Here is a 16629-nt window from a genome sequence, read left to right as displayed (position 1 = left end):
GGAGCGGAATGAAGCGAAAGTTTCACGTTCCGTTCTGAAAGAGAGGTAGGGGTAGAAATGCCCCTATCGACTCTAACTTTAGACAAGTAATTTTGTCGTTGCTCTTGATACCTCAAAATGACCAGTCCATTCGGGATGTATGTTGGACAAAGCTGCCGTCGCACCTGTAAAGACTGCACTAGAGGCGATCGACTCCCTAACTGTAGGACACCCGTATTAGCTCGGTGACGAACTGAGCATTGCGGATTTCTACCTAATTCTGATCTTCACCTACCTATCCCAGACCGCAGAGTACGAAGCAACGATCGCGCAAAGTTCAAGGCTGCGGACTTGGTGGAATGAGCTCAGTCAACTTCCCAGTGTGAAGAAAGTCTCTGCTTGGTATCTGTGCATTTTATAACCCAGGGGTTTACAACCATGTCCCATTTATTTGAGCCATTCGATCAACGTGGCGTTACCTTCCGAAATCGCATTGCAGTTTCTCCCATGTGTCAATATTCAAGCGTTGATGGATTCGCCAATGATTGGCATCTGGTTCATCTCGTCAGTCGAGCCGTAGGAGGGGCAGGGCTGGTGATGACTGAAGCAGCCGCAGTCGAGCCTGAAGGACGAATTACGCCGCAAGATTTGGGAATCTGGGACGATGCTCACATTGAAATGTTGGCGCGAATCGTCGAGTTAATTCACCGCAACGGTGCGGTTGCAGGAATTCAACTTGCTCATGCAGGTCGAAAAGCCAGTACAGCACCTCCGTGGGAGGGCGGCGATGTGCTTTCGGAATCTCAAGGAGGATGGACTTCGATCGCCCCCAGCGCCATTCCATTTGAACCCGATAGCCCCGCCCCGATTGCTCTGAGTATCGAAGACATTCAAAAGTTGACCGCATCCTTTGTCAAGGCAGCTCAACGCGCCCTCGAAGCCGGATTTGACGTAATCGAGATTCATGCGGCTCACGGCTATCTACTCCATGAATTTATGTCTCCCTTGAGCAATCAACGGACTGATGACTATGGTGGCAGTTTTGAGCATCGCATCCGGTTTTTATGTGAAGTTGTACAAGCGGTGCGAAATGTTTTGCCGGATCAAACACCGCTTTGGGTTCGCATCTCTGCAACCGATTGGGTTCCAAATGGTTGGGACATTGAACAAAGTATTGCACTCAGCGATAAATTAAAGTCACTGGGCGTTGATTTAATGGATTGTTCATCAGGCGCAATTGTACCGGGTGAAAAGATTCCGACGGGTGCAGGTTATCAAACTATTTTTGCCGATCGCATTCGACGCGAAGCCAACATCGCCACCGGAGCCGTTGGTATGATTACTGCACCCGCGCAGGCTGACCACATCATTCGTACAGGTCAAGCAGATATGGTATTACTTGCCAGAGAACTGCTGCGCGATCCTTATTGGCCGATGCGGGCTGCGAAGCAACTACGTCAATCGGTGCCTGCTCCCATTCAATACGATCGCGCTTGGTAATTCAGCGAATTTGCGATCGGTTTTACACAAATCCACTAGGAATCACTGTTTTAGTGTTTCTGTAAACCAGTCGCTTAATAAAGGCTTTTTTGATGCGGCCTCAAGTACAAGGCACGTTCCCATCGCCGTGATGTGAGCCGATTTAATCAACTAACAGGAGTGAATATGTCGGAGATTCAAAACAAGGTTGTCATCATTACTGGAGCAAGTAGTGGTTTAGGTGAAGCCACCGCTCATCGTTTAGCCGCCAGCGGAGCCAAACTCATGCTTGCTGCCCGCCGCGAAGATAGACTCAAGGACTTGGTGGCTGCAATCGAAAAAACAGGTGGCACGGTTGCCTATCGAATCACCGATGTTGCCGATCGCGCCCAGGTGCAAGCATTGGCTGACGCAACGTTGGAAACCTATGGGCGCATTGATGTGCTGGTCAATAATGCGGGTTTAATGCCACTGTCTCCCCTTGACCAGATTAAGGTCGATGAGTGGGATCAAATGATTGATGTCAACATTAAAGGCGTACTTTACGGCATCGCAGCAGTGCTGCCGACTATGCGCCAACAGAAGTCGGGCCACGTAATCAACTTGTCCTCTGTTGCAGGACACAAAGTATTTCCGGCGGGGGCAGTTTACTGTGCTACCAAGTATGCCGTGCGAGCGATTTCCGAAGGGCTTCGGTTGGAGTCAAACGGTGAAATTCGTTCTACCAACATTTCACCTGGTGCGGTTGCGACTGAGTTAACCAGTACCATCACTCATGGTGATACGGCATCAGGGGTGAATCAGTTGTATTCAGTCGCCATTGATGCCGATGCGATCGCCCGGGCGATTGCCTATGCCATTGAGCAACCCGGTGATGTGGATGTCAACGAAATTATCATCCGTCCGACTCGTCAGGAGTTGTGAAGTGGGGCGCATGAGAGTCGATCGACTCTCCATTGAATACGGCTCAACGGCTGAACTGTTCCTGGATCATCTATAGCTTGATTCAGTAACGCCGAACTGTAAGCGATCGCAGTGGACTTACCGGGTTTCGGCGAAACTCCGCCGTTGACAAGTGAAGTTTTGATCCGAACGCTAGGCGATGCAATCAGTCGGACAGTGCTCTTTGCCCTGCTTTTAGGGCATCCCTGGCAATTGTCGCCTCAAATGACCCTCGAAGAGATGCGGGGTTTTGTGGCTGCGCCCTGTTTGGATGAATTGCTGCATTAGCTTGCTTACGGAGAACTCAGCAATGTCTGCCGATGGGTTCGATCGCACATCGCCTCGCGATCAGTTGGCACTCCCAATTCGTTTCTCTAAGTGCATCGTTGTGTCGATCGTACCCTCGCCGGTCAAACTCAACAATCTAATCAATCTAGCAACCTTGACACTCCGGGCGCGTAAACGCACGGGGATTCTTTAATCTACGAGCCAATTTGCTGAGGCAGGATTTCTCCAGCCAAAGTAGAGATTGATTCTCCTAAAGCGTTGCTTGCGTCAAGCGCAAAAGTTCCGGTATGCCCTACCGTACCCAATCCTCGACTAAGGATATTTCTAGCCGCGTTTTCGTCTCTCCCTAAGCTACATCCACACTTACAAATATGCGTTCTAGTAGATAGCGTTTTCTTGACAGTTACACCGCAGCTAGAGCATTCTTGGCTGGTATATTGCGGGTTTACCGCAACCGTATTTTTTTCAAATACTTTTCCAAAGTATTCAATCCAGACACGGAACTGATACCAAGATGCGTCGTTAATAGACTTAGCTAAGCAATGATTCTTCACCATATTTTTGATTCTCAAATCTTCGTAAGCTACTACATCGTTTGATGAGATTACGCACCGTGCAAGCTTCATTGCATGGTCTTGACGCTGCCTACTTATTTTGAGATGGCGTTTCCCTAGAATCCGCCTAGCTTTGTCCCTGTTATTTGAACCTTTTACTTTCCTGGACACCCGACGTTGACAACGTTTAAGGACTTTTTCACCTTTTCGCAAAAATCTAGGGTTCTCAACTGTCATTCCTTTTGAGTCGGTGTAATATTCCTTCAATCCTACGTCTAAGCCTATGGTGTTCCCAGAGGGGGCTATGTTTTCCTTTCGCTCAATATCAATACAAAACTGAACGTATACGCCATCTGCACGTTTTACCAATCTCACCCGTTTTATTTGGCTAATTTGGTAGAAATGCAAATCGCGTGTCCCCTTGAGTTTTAACCGCCCAATCCCTTTCTTGTCGGTAAAATTGATGGATTTTCGGTCGTCGGCAAGTTTCCATCCAGTTGATTTATACTCAACAGAGCGGCACTCTTTCTGGAACTGTGGATACCCTTTTTTGCCAGCAACACCCTTCTTGCAGTTATCGTAGAATCGGGAGATAGAAGACCATGCTCGTTCTGCACTGGCTTGTCTAGCCATTGAGTTGAGTTCGTCAGCAAAGGGAAAATCACTGGCCAGTACAGCGCAGTATTTATTCAAATCATATTTACCCACCTTTTTGTTGTCCATCCAATACCTTATACAGCTATTGCGGACGAATTTTGCGGTACGAATTGCTTCGTCTACGGCAGTAAACTGATTCGATTTTCCGTATGCTTTAAACTCGAAAACTAGCATGGTTTTACCTCCCAGCTTATGCTACCCGGTTCAGCATAGGATGTTCGGTGAGTTATTAAAACTTTACAATTAGAGCCGTCAAGCGAAGGACGGGGTTTTAAACCCAATTTCCTGATAATATCGGATAATTGTAAAGCAATTCACCAAGCCAAAAGCATGAGTATTGACCAATTAAACACAGACTATGGCATTGCCGGGAACCTCACCTTCGCCACCGGAAACGGTGGTTTCCCGATGATTCACATCGACAACGGTCAAGCCAAAGCCTTAATTTCTGTGTATTCCGGTCAAGTGCTCTCCTTTCAACCCGCCGCCGAAACCACAGACTTGATGTTCCTCAGCGAAAAAGCCTACTACGCCGAAGGGAAAGCCATCAAAGGCGGTATACCCATCTGTTGGCCATGGTTTGGCCCCGATCCCGAAGCGTTGGGGCGTCCGAGTCATGGATTCGTGCGGAATCGCCTCTGGAATGTGCTAGAAACCGCCACAACTCCAGACGGCGCAACCAAAGTCACTCTCGGGCTCAAGGATACCGATGAAACTAGAGCAATTTGGCCCCAAGCCTTTGAACTGGCGATCGTAATTACGATCGGCACCAGCCTCACTGTAGAATTAATCACCCGCAATTTAGGCGACAAAGCATTTCCCCTCACCCAAGCTTTGCACACCTATTTCCAAGTCGGCGATATCAACCGCGTGCAGGTTTTAGGTTTAGAAAATAGTCAGTATCTTGATAAAGCGGATGGTGGTGTCGAAAAAACTCAAGTGGGTGCAGTGGTAGTAACAGGTGAAGTCGATCGCATTTATCTTGATGTCACCAAGGAATTAGTCATTGATGATAGCGCCCTGAATCGTCGGATTCACATTAAATCATCTGGTAGTAAATCCGTCGTAGTGTGGAATCCCTGGGTGACAATTTCTGCAAATATGGCCGACCTTGATGATGCAGATTATCAGCGTTTACTCTGCGTAGAAACGACCAATGCAGCTACAGATATTGTGGAAGTTCCCGCTCATGGTGAGTTCCGCTTGCAGGCAATTTACAGCGTTGAACGCGACTAAGGAATTAGAGCTTAGTCTTAGCGGTGATGGGGAAAAAATTCTCAGTAAGCTGTTCAACATTTCAATTGGATATTTTGGGCGTTGCTCAAATCCCACCCACAAGACTGGGATTGTTTCTTTAAATACAACTTAAATGCCGATTAGCTGATTGAATTGAAAAACTCTGTCACCCTAATGACTAATAATACCAAATCCCAAATTTCTCCCCTGTTTATTTCTTAGTCCCCGAAAGACGTTCGGCTAAGCTGAGTCGAACCGTCTAGCCACAGACAAAACTTTGTATGATCGGTTTCAACCGCCGACTCCGATATTTTTACTTACCATCAATGTATTATGCAAATCTTCAACTGGACAAAACTTCAAAATGGATCAGACATTCGCGGTATCGCCCTCGAAGGCGTTCCCAATGAAAAAGTCAACCTAACGCCCGAAATTGCGACAATCTTAGGTAAATCCTTTGTCAGTTGGCTGGTGCAAAAAGTCAATAAACCCGCTGCCGAATTAACGATCGCGATCGGGCGTGACAGCCGCCTATCAGGGCCAACTTTAATGCAAGCAGTCATGGAGGGAATCGCCTCAGTTGGTGCAACCGTATACGACTTTGAAATGGCCTCAACCCCCGCCATGTTTATGAGTACCATTACCCCTGGTTTTGATTGCGACGGCGCGATTATGCTCACTGCTAGCCATTTGCCATTTAATCGAAATGGCTTAAAGTTTTTCACTGCCAAAGGTGGGTTACAAAAGCAGGATATTACAGATATCTTAGCAGTAGCCCAAAGCAATTACTTTCAGCCCGCCTCATCGCCCGGTAAGATTACCAAGCATGATTTTATCTCAGTTTATGCTAACCAATTTGTCACCAAAATTAGGGAATCAGTCAATCATCCCGATAATTTTGAGCACCCACTAACAGGACTAAAAATTGTTGTGGATGCGGGCAATGGTGCTGGCGGTTTTTATGTTGATAAAGTCTTAACACCTTTAGGTGCAGACACCACGGGCAGCCAGTTTTTAGAACCAGATGGTACTTTCCCCAATCATGTGCCCAATCCCGAAGATAAACAGGCAATGCAGTCAATTTGTCAAGCGGTAATTGAACACCAAGCTGATTTTGGGATTATTTTTGATACCGATGTCGATCGCAGCGCGGCCGTCGATCAAGTTGGCAAGGAACTCAATCGTAATCGCTTAATTGCCTTGATTTCTGCGATCGTATTACAAGAACACCCAGGCTCTACCATTGTCACCGATTCTATCACTTCCGATGGCTTGACACAATTCATCGAACAAGATTTAAAAGGGATTCACCATCGCTTTAAACGCGGCTACAAAAATGTGATTGACGAGTCGATTCGCCTCAATGAAGCCGGACAGGAATCATGGCTGGCGATTGAAACCTCTGGACATGGAGCTTTGAAAGAAAATTACTTTCTGGATGATGGCGCTTATTTGGTCAGCAAATTATTGATTGAATTGGCTAAGTCGAAGCTAGCAAATCAATCTTTGCCAGATTTAATTGCGAATTTAAAAGAACCCGAAGAAAGTGCAGAATTTCGGATTAAACTTGGTGTCGATGATTTCCAAGCCGAAGGATCTCGCGTTATTGAGCAACTGCAAGAATTTGTCTCAACGCAAGCAGACTGGAAAATCGTTCCCAATAACTACGAAGGTCTGCGAATTTCCTGCACCTCAGCTAGCGAATCCGGCTGGTTTCTGTTACGCTTATCACTCCACGATCCGGTGATGCCTTTGAATGTTGAGTCTAATGTTAAGGGTGGTGTCGCTCGCATAGTGGCTCGGCTTTTAGCTTTTTTCCAAACAACAGAATCCCTTGATTTATCGGCACTATCGATCTAAGCTTTACTCGTGTCAGACTATTAGTAAACCAAACCCAAGGAGGAATTTAATCATGTGGCTTTTAATCATAAAATGTTCTGCGGAAAGCTGGGATACCCATTCCAAAGCTTTCAAAGCGATAGCTGCTAAATATGCGGCCACGCCTTCCTCTTCCAAAAAGATGAAAGGAGCTGGTCAACGCATGATGGAATATCAGCTTGAGAATGTCAATGATGTAGAGGAATTTATGGAAGAATGCTTGACATTAGATGGTTTCACTGCTACCTTTGAATCCCTATAATTCTAGGTGATAAGATTATAGCAATTCTCAATTTTTATCTCCTACCATTTTAGAGGTGAGATTTTAAAATTGGGAATCAATACTATTTTGCCAAAAACAGGCTACAATAACTACAGAATTTGAGGAAGGTTCTCGGAAAGTAAACGGCAAAGAAAGAAGTGATTTAACAGCAGACGAGTTAAAAATAATTCTGTTGTTGCGCCGTGAACTATAACTAATACCAATTGTTAAAAGTTATGCAATAGTAGCTAGGACTGATAAAATATAATCATCCGGTTATAGATGAAGAGTGTTTCTGTTGAAACTTGGGATCTCCTAGATTTGTAGTGGAAACGGTAGTGTGAGCGTCTGCCTCAAGCGGGCTTTCCTCCCCGCACTACGGAAATTTTTATTATTCTTATCACCTCAAGTTAAGTATTTATTTAAGTTAGTCTCTCATCTCCAAATCTTTGACCAAGCTTTTTACCTACGGCTCTTTCTCTCGACTCATTGCGGATTGCTATAGTTAGTCTAGATAGTTAAAAATATCTCAGCGAGACAAAGGTTAAGGACACCTAGTGATGATAATGAGTGTGAATCGAGGCAACGGCGGCCTAAGTGGGGAAATAGTTACGGGTCTGATTTTGCGGTGGCGGCAATTGAAAGCAAACAAGCTAACCGCCAGTTCGATCGGGGGAATTGTTGCTGGCATTCTAAGTTTTGCCCTGCCGGTGCAAGCTTTGCAGGTAGTTGTGACGCCGACAAATCCCCAACTGGGAGATACGCTGTCAGTAATGATTCAGGTTGACGGTAACGGCGGGGAAACTCCCAAAGTTTCTCTACAGCAAAAAAACTACCCCGCGTTTCCCATCGGCAACGGTCGCTTTCGGGCCCTGCTGCCGACGACGCCGGTAGAGAAACCCGGTACCCGCCAAATCCAAGTCGCAGGTGACGGACAAGTGCAGGAGTTTAGCGTGCAAGTGCGCGATCGAAATTTTCCCACTCAATCCATCTGGCTTCCGCCTGGGAAAGACGAGGAAGGTACAGATGCTGAATTCGATCGCGTAGACGCATTTAAAGCACTGGTGACACCCGAAAAATTTTGGGACGGCAAATTATTGCGCCCCAACTCCGGCGAAATTACTACTATTTACGGGGTTCGCCGGTATTATAATGGGGTATTTGCTCAAGACTACTACCACCGCGGCGTTGATTACGCAGGTGCTTCCGGTTCCCCTGTAGTGGCACCAGCAGCAGGTCGCGTGTCTCTAGTGGGACGTGAATCGCAAGGCTTCAAAATCCACGGCAACGTGGTTGGTATCGACCACGGTCAGGGGGTAGCAAGTATTTTGATGCACCTGAGCCGGATTGATGTCAAGGAAGGCGATGTCGTGAAAGCCGGTCAAGTAATTGGTACTGTGGGGTCAACAGGGGCTTCTACAGGCCCTCACCTGCACTGGGGACTTTACGTGCATGGGCAGTCCGTCGATCCGGTACCTTGGCGGCTTCAGGGAGTTGAGTAGGAGTTTTTACAAGTTTTGACGGATTTATCAGTCAATTATGGGGTAAGTTTGTGGCTGGGGTGTGCAGATAACTGTGATGGGTTATCCGTATTGAGTTAGGATTTGTATAAAATTTCTCAACTCAGCCCTCAAAACTCGAATCTCAAGACGCTAACAATCGCGTCTTAACAAAACTTTATTGATGATGCCGTTGAGCGGGGACGCATATATGAGTATTGAAAAAATTGTTGAACAGGCTTTGCAGGATGGCTATTTAACGCCGTCTATGGAAGCTGAGGTGGGACGGATCTGCAATACGGCTTCGGAATTGTCGATCGAAGAGTACATGGCTCTCGATCGTCTGATGGGCTCGTTGTTGACTGGCGAAGTGGTGGTTCTGCCACGCAAACAGTTCATCAACGTGATGGAAGAGTTGGTACTCAGCGATGCGATCGCTAGGGTGGCAGAAATTGAGGCGACGAGCGACCTTAGTCTCGATGTCGGAGATATTGCAGCTTATGCTTTAAATAGGCTGCCACCTCTTTACGCTACGACGGAAGAGGGAGCTCACTTTCAAAGGGCTAGGGCTAAGGAGCAACTTCACGATTTGATTTCCAAAGAAGTCAACGCAGCGATCGCCCGCAACTTGGACAGGCCCGACACCCCAAACCCCACAGCTTTGGGCAAGTCTTCTGGCAACGAGGTTCTTTCACAGCTAAGCACTTGGCTGCAAGCTAACGCCACTAATTTTGAACCCCAGCCTTAGTACCGCCCCAACAGCTCTATTTTGGTTAAGTCGATCCCGCTCAATTCAGAAAGCGGGATTTTTAGTTTCTGAGCCAGCAAGATTCATCTGAAGCCAGAAGCCAGAAGGCAGAAGCCAGAATTCAAGAACAAAAAATTAAAATTTAAGAGTTTTCTACTTTATGTAAAACATAAAAAACTCCCTCTTCCTTCTTCCTTGTTCCTGACATCGGTTACATCCGTTACATCCGTTATAGAATCCGTTGCCGAACTTCCTTCTTCCTTCAAACGATTAATTGCTGCTGTCAGAAGACTCAGCCGAAGGGCCGACGGTAACTTTTGTCTCTCGTTTTTCGCGTTTTTTCCGTTCCGCTTGGATGACATCTTGAAGCACTATTCGCGCTTGAGCCATTTTTTCCAAATTGCTGCGGTACAAATCTAAATCTTTGCTAACTTTGTCTTCTGGGAGGTGCAATGCCGCGCTGACTTTGGCGATCGCGTTATTTCGCGTTTCTTGGTCTTTTACTAAGTTAGGGTCAGCTTTTTCTAATAGCGAGAACACACCGATCGCGAACAAGCGGCTGTACTTAAATTGGGGGTTGCTGGCGATCGCCCCTAAAGACGCTTGCAAATCCGCTGTATCTTCAAAGCTGGTCGAGCGATCGATCCACGAGAGCAACTCTTGCCCGGAAAGTCGATCGGCCAAGCTTTCCAATCGCTGAGCGTCTTGCTTGTAGCGCTCTGGATCGTCTTCTAGGGACTTGCACAAAGCGTTAAAAATCGAAACTCTGTCTGCTTCTGGGGCGTACCCAAGCATGAATCGATCGAAAGCTGTCACTACACCTAAAGCATAAATCGGGTCGTATTGAAAATCGGCATTCGCCGAAAGCAAGTGCATTTCTACCATCAACTCTTCCACCACTCGACGGTAAATTGAGTTGATCGGTCGAGTGTGAATCGTATAGAAACTTCGCTTAGTATCTGAAACAGTACGGTTATTGTTCACCTGAGTCTTATAGATAAATAATTTTGCCGTAGCGGGCGTGCCAGCGCGGCGTGAGTAAAGTCGGGGGAGTCAATTCTGCGATCAGGCTGACAAAAATTGCCAGTTTTTTAAGCGTTGCCACCGGATTGCGAGACAAAATTTTATCAAAAATATTTTACGCGCGATCGGCAGCAACAATTAATATGTCGCAATAGGAGGGTAAAACCCCAGTATCTTTACAATCATAGCTGCTACACAAAACTTGGCTAAACTTATTTAAGCCTCGCCATTCAATCAGAATTACTTCTGAAGGGTCTGTTTCCTGTTTCACCCAAGGGAGTCGGCTCGCAACTTGTCCACAGGCGTTAATTCGGGTGTAGCCCACCCTAATTTAATTAATTTTAGTTGAAGCTTTTAGCCATGAGTCATCCACTATTTTCAACCAATTTAACGAAACGCGGACTCCCGTTCGACCTTGTAACAGGCTGGTCAGTTTTGACAAAACTGTGGTTTACAAACCAGATAATTAAGCCTTTTTTAGGCAATGATGCAATCGTACCGCCCAGAATGTTGATTAGTCAAGTTAAATATGGCTAAGTTTAGTAGACTATTTGGCTAGTGCCGCGTCTCACTCTTCTGGGATCGCTCATAAATCTAATCTTTTGACTTGCTCAGCCCAGCTTTCGCCAGTAGTATCACAATAAGTTTTTACTGTCAAGTCATCATCGTGAAAAATCCAACAAACATGACAATTTCTCCAGAATTAATAGCTTTAGCCCAGTACATGGCGGGCGAATTTGACAACCGGGAACAAGCGCTAGCAGAGCCGACGTGGTACGTCCACCTTCGTATGTGGCAAAGACCACTACCCGTTCCTTTATTTTCCGAACCCAGCATTGCCCTGTTTGCCGAACAAGCCAACATTCTGGAATTAGACAAGCCATACCGCCCCCGCATCGTGCAACTGAGGCACTCACAGATAGCGCCGGGACTTATCGAAGCTCAGTATTATATGTTCAACGACATTACAGCCGTCAAAGGAGCCGGTTGCAACCCCGACTTGCTTGGAAAGCTAACGAAGGAGCAAATCCAACTCCTCCCCGGCTGCACCCTGTCGGTTGCAGTGGAAAATTTAACCTCAAACAGCTATCGCTTTCGGGCATCTTTGCCGGAGGGCACTCGCTGCGGCTTTGCCTACGGGGGGCAAAATTACCAAGTTGACTTGGGATTTGAAGCCGCAGGCGAGGAATTTCTCAGCTACGACAAAGGAATCAGCCCCACGACAGGCAAGGCTATCTGGGGAGCTTTAATGGGCCCTTTTAGATTTGTCAAGCGTCAGGATTTTGCTGCTGAGATATTGGTTTGAAGCAAGAAACAAGGAAGAAAGATTTAGCTATCTACTAGGATAGAAGGCAAGACTTTACCTTGAGGAATTCTTCTACTTTAGTGTTTTGAACCTCTCAACCTTTCTACAAAGGAAGAAAGCATAAGGAAGCTGGCAAAATTTTACCTGCTTCCTGTTCTTCTGCTGGGTTTCTGCGCGCTTGTGAGTCTCAAGCTTAAATTACCCCCGACATTGCAACCGATGCCAGCAGGAGTGCTCAACTTGCGCGTGGCACCCCCTCTAGAGCTTCTTCTTCCGTTTCAAAGATTTCAAACACAGAATCCATCATGGTGACTTCAAACACCAGTTTGGCTTCTGGATGAACATTGCAAATGCGGAAACTTCCCTTAACTTTATCCGCATCCCGCATACCTGCTACAAGTGAGGTCAGGCCAGAACTATCGATAAAGTTAACCTGACCAAGATTCACTACGACATGGCGGCTGAGTTTGGAAATACACTCTTGCAACTTGAGGCGGAATTGCCAAGCTGTAGTGATGTCCAACCGTCCTGTCGGTGCTAAGACGATAACTGTTGTACCGTCTTGAAGCGTGTGGGTTTTTTGATCAATATGAATCACTGACCCTTCCCTCAAATTTATTATCTATCGCGGTGGTTACTGTCCCAGTAGTTTAACTCAGGTCGGTGACTGCTGAGGCATCCAATTCGCCCAATCTTGCGGTTTTAAGAACTTGGAGTAGAGTTCGGCTTCTGGAGAGTTGGGTTCTGGCTCGTAGCAGTATTCCCAGCGTACCAAAGGTGGCAGGGACATTAAAATCGATTCGGTGCGTCCGTTGGTTTGTAAGCCAAAGGTCGTGCCTCGATCGTACACCAAGTTAAATTCAACGTAACGGCCACGGCGGTAAAGTTGGAAATTGCGCTCGCGCTCGCCGTATTCTTTCGCTCGGTGCTTTTCAATAATAGGGGTGTAAGCCGGCAAAAATGCCCGGCCGCAGTCCTGTACGAAGGCGAACAGCGACTCCCAAGTCCTAGGTTCCGGCGCGCCGATGTTGTTGCTGCACTCAGCGGCCTTGCCTTTGACCTGATGGTCGCGGTAAAGCGCGCCTTGGGCGCTTTGGTAGTCAAAAAACAGGCCGCCCACGCCGCGGGTTTCTTGGCGGTGAGGCAAGTAGAAATATTCGTCGCACCAAAGTTTAAATGTCGGATAATATCCGGGATGGTGGCGATCGCAAGTTGCTTTCAGAGTTTTGTGAAAATGAGCTGCATCCTCAGCCAACGGGTAATAAGGAGTCAAATCCACACCGCCACCAAACCACCAAATCGGCCCAGCCTCAAAATAGCGGTAATTCAGGTGAACCGTAGGCAAGTAGGGATTGCGGGGGTGCAGCACCATCGAAGTACCCGTTGCATAGAAATCGTGACCGGCAGCTTCTGGGTGCTTTGCCAGAATCAAAGCCGGCAAACTTTCGCCCCACACTTGGGAAAAATTGACTCCCCCTTGTTCAAACACATCGCCTTCGCGCATGACGCGAGAACGTCCGCCGCCGCCTTCGGAACGTTCCCAAGAGTCCTCCTTAAATTTGCCCAGACCATCGAGCTGTTCGAGGGATTGACAAATTTCGTCTTGTAGGCTTTTCATAAATTGGCTGACTCTAGCTCTAGAGTCAGCGGGCGGCAAAAACGGGGAAGTGGCGGTTTTAAGTGTTGTAGAAACTGTCATAAAATTTTCTGTTGTCAGATTTGAGTTTTAGATGGGCGATGAATCCCAAATCCAGTCGTCATGTAATTATGCCACCGTAGGTCTGCAAATGATCGCTATGAAGTTACATTAAAAAATAGCAATAAAAATATACTTAAACCTGCGATCGAAAATTCGCTAACCCAATTGCAGAGCTATGGTGGAGAACACAATGCCCAATACACTCGATGTTAGTTCAGTCTTAGAAATCCTGCGACCCGTGCAAGACCCCGAACTGCAAAAGAGTTTGGTGGAATTGAACATGATTCGTAACATAAAAATTGACGGCGGTGTCGTCAGTTTTACTTTAGTGCTGACAACGCCTGCTTGCCCGCTGCGAGAATTCATTGTCGAAGATTGCCAAAAAGCGGTCAAACAGTTGCCAGGAGTCGAAAAAGTGGCGGTGGAGGTGACAGCCGAGACGCCACAGCAGAAGGGAGTGGTCGATCGCCAAGGCATTGAAGGAGTTAAAAATATTATCGCAATTTCCAGCGGCAAAGGTGGCGTGGGCAAAAGCACGGTGGCGGTAAACGTGGCAGTAGCGCTGGCGCAAACCGGCGCTAAGGTGGGTTTGCTGGATGCCGATATCTATGGCCCCAACGACCCGACAATGTTGGGTCTGGGGGACGCGAAAGTGATGGTTAGGGACGGAAAAAGCGGGGAAAGCCTCGAACCCGCTTTTAATTACGGCGTCAAATTGGTGTCGATGGCGTTTTTAATTGACAAAGACCAACCCGTGATTTGGCGAGGCCCGATGTTAAACGGGATCATTCGGCAGTTCCTCTATCAGGTAAATTGGGGCGATTTAGACTATCTGATTGTCGATATGCCTCCGGGTACGGGAGACGCGCAGTTGACAATGGCGCAAGCGGTGCCGATGGCCGGTGTCGTGATCGTGACTACGCCGCAGACTGTGGCATTGTTGGACTCTCGCAAGGGTTTAAAGATGTTCCAGCAGTTGGGAGTGTCAGTGTTGGGAATTGTGGAAAACATGAGCTATTTTGTGCCGCCGGATATGCCCGATAAGCAATACGATATTTTCGGTTCCGGCGGCGGGGAAAAGACTGCTGCTGAGTTGGGAGTGCCGCTGTTAGGCCGCATTCCGCTGGAAATTCCGTTGCGGGAAGGTGGCGATTCCGGAGTGCCGATCGTCGTGGGACAACCGGGTTCTGCTTCGGCGAGGGAGTTGCGGGCGATCGCGGGCCGCATTGCCGGTAAAGTTTCCGTAGCAGCTTTAGCCTAACAAACTCCCGTTCCGAGGCTTTCCCTCGCGTCTTCCTGTTGACGAAGATTTGCCTAGTTCTCAGGCTCTGCTTGGGAACTAGAAACGAGAAACGGTAAGCTATAAACAGCCAACTTAACTTTCAAACAATTATGATTTTTCCAGGTTCGGCAGTTCGAGTTAAAGATAAGGGTGAGATTTACTACACCTTTCAAGGACAAGTCCAGCGAGTTAGCGACGGGAAAGTCGCGGTACTGTTTGAAGGCGGCAATTGGGACAAGCTGATCACGTTCCGCCTGTCGCAGTTGGAACTTGTGGATGCTACGGCTGGCCGCGCGAAATAGTCAGTTGGTTGTTGACAGTTGACAGTTGACAGTTGTCAGTTGTAATTAGTTATTAGTTATTGTTTATTAGTATCCACTTACAAATAATAATAATAAATAACAACCCAGTGCCAATAACCAACTGCCAACAACCAACTGCCAACAACCAACTGCCAACAACCAACTGCCAACTGACTAATATGCGTTTACCTTTACCCCAATTTGCTACAAAAGAACGCCATCCCGATCGCATTGCTGAGGTAATCGAGACGGCAACTTCGGAGTTTTTGGCTCAATGTTTGGAACCGGAAGACTTAAGCTTTCCCGTGATGCCGCCTTTTGGGAGTTGGGTGAAGGCCGAGGATGAAGAGTCAAAAAATCAAATTTACGGCGTGGTTTATTACGCTACGACTAGCCCGATCGACTCGGTGCACAGAGCTCGCGCTTTGGGTTTGTCGCTGGAAGAGTTGCGGGAAGAACAACCGCAGATTTTTGCGATGCTCAAAACCGAGTTTCGAGTGGCGATTGTGGGGTATGAGGCTGCGCCGGAAAGGTTGAACGGTCACGGCCCATCGAGGGGTAAAATTTATCAGTATTTGCCGCCGCGCCCGCCGCAAATTCACCAGGCGGTTTATCGCTGCGAACCCGATGAGGTAATTGATTTTACAGTGCAGTTGGATTTTTTGAGGACGCTGCTGGGGGTGGCTAATGCGCCGGTGGATGCGCTGACGGCGGCCGCGATTCGGGAGATTTATCAGTTGCGGATGCGCGATCGAACTTGGTTGGTGGAAGCGGGGAGGAGTTTGAGTGTTTTGCTGAAGGATGATTATGACAGGTTGAGGGTAATTTTGAGTCAGATTCATCCGTAGGGAAAAGCTGGAATAAGATAATCTGGACTTACGCAAAAGTGGCTTGACACGCTACGGATAGCAGTAAGGTGTGCAAAGCGCACCTTACATAATTAGGTTCTGCGTCAGTCCCGATCTGGTTTTTTGTGAGGAAAAATATTTTATGTGGGTAGAGGTAACACCGCTGAATCAAGTTCCCGAATGGGGTGTCTTGAAGGTAAAAGTTGACGAAACTTCAGTAATTTTGAATCGTCAAGGCATGAATGTCACTTGTTACCGTAATGCTTGCACTCATTTAGAATATCCGATCGACATGGGTAAGGTAAATAACGGTATCATTACCTGTCCGTTTCATAAATATCAGTACCAATTAGATACGGGTAAGTGTTTGAATGCACCCAGCGATTCCCTGGAATCTTATCCGGTAAAGATTGAGGGCGATCGGGTTTTTGTAGACATAGATTAGTTATTCGTTATTCGTTAAGTCCGACAGGGGTTTAAACCCCTGTCTCATAGCTCAAGTCGTCTCAAGACGACTGTAGATTAATATTTGATATCAAGTCCGGCTTAAATACCCCCTCACTCTCTTAGCGGGACTTAAACAAATTTTAAGCCCAAACAAAGCCTAAACTGGCTTTATAAGCGGAGAATACGTCCCAATTTTGGTT

18 protein-coding genes are annotated in these 16629 nt (G+C 47.2%); 14 read left to right on the top strand and 4 right to left on the bottom strand.

Translation table 11 applies throughout. From position 1 onward, the window contains the following. Positions 1-417: 417 nt before the first annotated feature. The 4 genes from QUA70_RS25755 (at position 418) to QUA70_RS25740 (ending at position 2881) form a co-directional block, all read left to right on the top strand. Positions 418-1479, top strand: a complete 1062-nt coding sequence (locus QUA70_RS25755) for an NADH:flavin oxidoreductase/NADH oxidase (RefSeq protein ID WP_333334109.1) — start codon at positions 418-420, stop codon at positions 1477-1479. A gap of 165 nt (positions 1480-1644) precedes the next feature. After that, positions 1645-2382 carry an SDR family oxidoreductase gene (locus QUA70_RS25750; RefSeq protein ID WP_333334107.1) on the top strand — a complete coding sequence of 246 codons (738 nt, stop codon included), beginning with the start codon at positions 1645-1647 and terminating at the stop codon, positions 2380-2382. A gap of 111 nt (positions 2383-2493) precedes the next feature. Next, a complete protein-coding gene (locus QUA70_RS25745) occupies positions 2494-2688 on the top strand; it encodes a hypothetical protein (RefSeq protein WP_333334106.1) in 195 nt (64 codons plus the stop codon). A gap of 22 nt (positions 2689-2710) precedes the next feature. Beyond that, positions 2711-2881 carry a hypothetical protein gene (locus QUA70_RS25740; RefSeq protein WP_333334104.1) on the top strand — a complete coding sequence of 57 codons (171 nt, stop codon included), beginning with the start codon at positions 2711-2713 and terminating at the stop codon, positions 2879-2881. A gap of 1 nt (position 2882) precedes the next feature. On the opposite strand, the gene QUA70_RS25735 is transcribed toward QUA70_RS25740, so the two are convergent. Further along, positions 2883-4073: a transposase gene (locus QUA70_RS25735; RefSeq protein ID WP_333350673.1), complete on the bottom strand. Its 1191-nt coding sequence runs from the start codon at positions 4071-4073 to the stop codon at positions 2883-2885. A gap of 156 nt (positions 4074-4229) precedes the next feature. On the opposite strand from QUA70_RS25735, the gene QUA70_RS25730 reads away from it, so the two are divergent. From QUA70_RS25730 to QUA70_RS25710, 5 genes are all read left to right on the top strand, one after another. Further along, positions 4230-5135, top strand: coding sequence for a D-hexose-6-phosphate mutarotase (locus QUA70_RS25730; RefSeq protein WP_333334100.1), 906 nt, complete (start codon positions 4230-4232; stop codon positions 5133-5135). Positions 5136-5468: 333 nt separating this feature from the next. After that, positions 5469-6995 (top strand): phosphomannomutase/phosphoglucomutase, encoded by a 1527-nt coding sequence (locus tag QUA70_RS25725; RefSeq protein ID WP_333334099.1) that lies wholly within the window; start codon positions 5469-5471, stop codon positions 6993-6995. 52 nt (positions 6996-7047) lie between these two features. Beyond that, a complete protein-coding gene (locus QUA70_RS25720) occupies positions 7048-7275 on the top strand; it encodes a hypothetical protein (RefSeq protein WP_333334097.1) in 228 nt (75 codons plus the stop codon). A 560-nt stretch (positions 7276-7835) separates the two neighbouring features. Then, a complete protein-coding gene (locus QUA70_RS25715; protein WP_333334095.1) occupies positions 7836-8777 on the top strand; it encodes a M23 family metallopeptidase in 942 nt (313 codons plus the stop codon). A gap of 208 nt (positions 8778-8985) precedes the next feature. Beyond that, positions 8986-9522, top strand: coding sequence for a late competence development ComFB family protein (locus QUA70_RS25710; RefSeq protein ID WP_006631395.1), 537 nt, complete (start codon positions 8986-8988; stop codon positions 9520-9522). Between the two features lie 270 nt (positions 9523-9792). Here the strand turns inward: QUA70_RS25710 and psb29 are convergent, their stop codons facing one another. Further along, the gene (gene psb29 / locus QUA70_RS25705) at positions 9793-10506 is read right to left on the bottom strand and encodes a photosystem II biogenesis protein Psp29 (RefSeq protein WP_333334093.1); all 714 of its coding nucleotides are present in this window, start codon (positions 10504-10506) and stop codon (positions 9793-9795) included. Positions 10507-11230: 724 nt separating this feature from the next. On the opposite strand from psb29, the gene QUA70_RS25700 reads away from it, so the two are divergent. Then, a complete protein-coding gene (locus tag QUA70_RS25700; protein WP_333334138.1) occupies positions 11231-11851 on the top strand; it encodes a chromophore lyase CpcT/CpeT in 621 nt (206 codons plus the stop codon). 235 nt (positions 11852-12086) lie between these two features. Here QUA70_RS25700 and QUA70_RS25695 read toward each other — a convergent pair whose 3' ends face one another. Further along, positions 12087-12449: an STAS domain-containing protein gene (locus QUA70_RS25695; RefSeq protein ID WP_006631392.1), complete on the bottom strand. Its 363-nt coding sequence runs from the start codon at positions 12447-12449 to the stop codon at positions 12087-12089. Positions 12450-12506: 57 nt separating this feature from the next. Continuing rightward, positions 12507-13550, bottom strand: a complete 1044-nt coding sequence (gene hemF, locus QUA70_RS25690) for an oxygen-dependent coproporphyrinogen oxidase (protein ID WP_333334091.1) — start codon at positions 13548-13550, stop codon at positions 12507-12509. Between the two features lie 190 nt (positions 13551-13740). On the opposite strand from hemF, the gene QUA70_RS25685 reads away from it, so the two are divergent. The 4 genes from QUA70_RS25685 to QUA70_RS25670 all read left to right on the top strand — a co-directional run bounded on the left by QUA70_RS25685 (position 13741) and on the right by QUA70_RS25670 (position 16427). Continuing rightward, the gene (locus QUA70_RS25685) at positions 13741-14811 is read left to right on the top strand and encodes an Mrp/NBP35 family ATP-binding protein (RefSeq protein WP_006631390.1); all 1071 of its coding nucleotides are present in this window, start codon (positions 13741-13743) and stop codon (positions 14809-14811) included. 131 nt (positions 14812-14942) lie between these two features. After that, positions 14943-15134, top strand: a complete 192-nt coding sequence (locus tag QUA70_RS25680) for an NAD(P)H dehydrogenase subunit NdhS (protein ID WP_172186737.1) — start codon at positions 14943-14945, stop codon at positions 15132-15134. Between the two features lie 179 nt (positions 15135-15313). Further along, positions 15314-15982, top strand: coding sequence for an HAS-barrel domain-containing protein (locus tag QUA70_RS25675; RefSeq protein ID WP_190743921.1), 669 nt, complete (start codon positions 15314-15316; stop codon positions 15980-15982). A 142-nt stretch (positions 15983-16124) separates the two neighbouring features. Continuing rightward, positions 16125-16427, top strand: coding sequence for a Rieske (2Fe-2S) protein (locus QUA70_RS25670; protein ID WP_333334088.1), 303 nt, complete (start codon positions 16125-16127; stop codon positions 16425-16427). Positions 16428-16629 lie beyond the last annotated feature (202 nt).

Origin of the sequence: Microcoleus sp. LAD1_D5 (assembly GCF_036702115.1) — a bacterium.
GTDB lineage: Bacteria > Cyanobacteriota > Cyanobacteriia > Cyanobacteriales > Microcoleaceae > Microcoleus.
The sequence above is the reverse complement of the archived record's forward strand: the minus strand, read 5'-3'. Positions and strand labels throughout refer to the sequence as shown.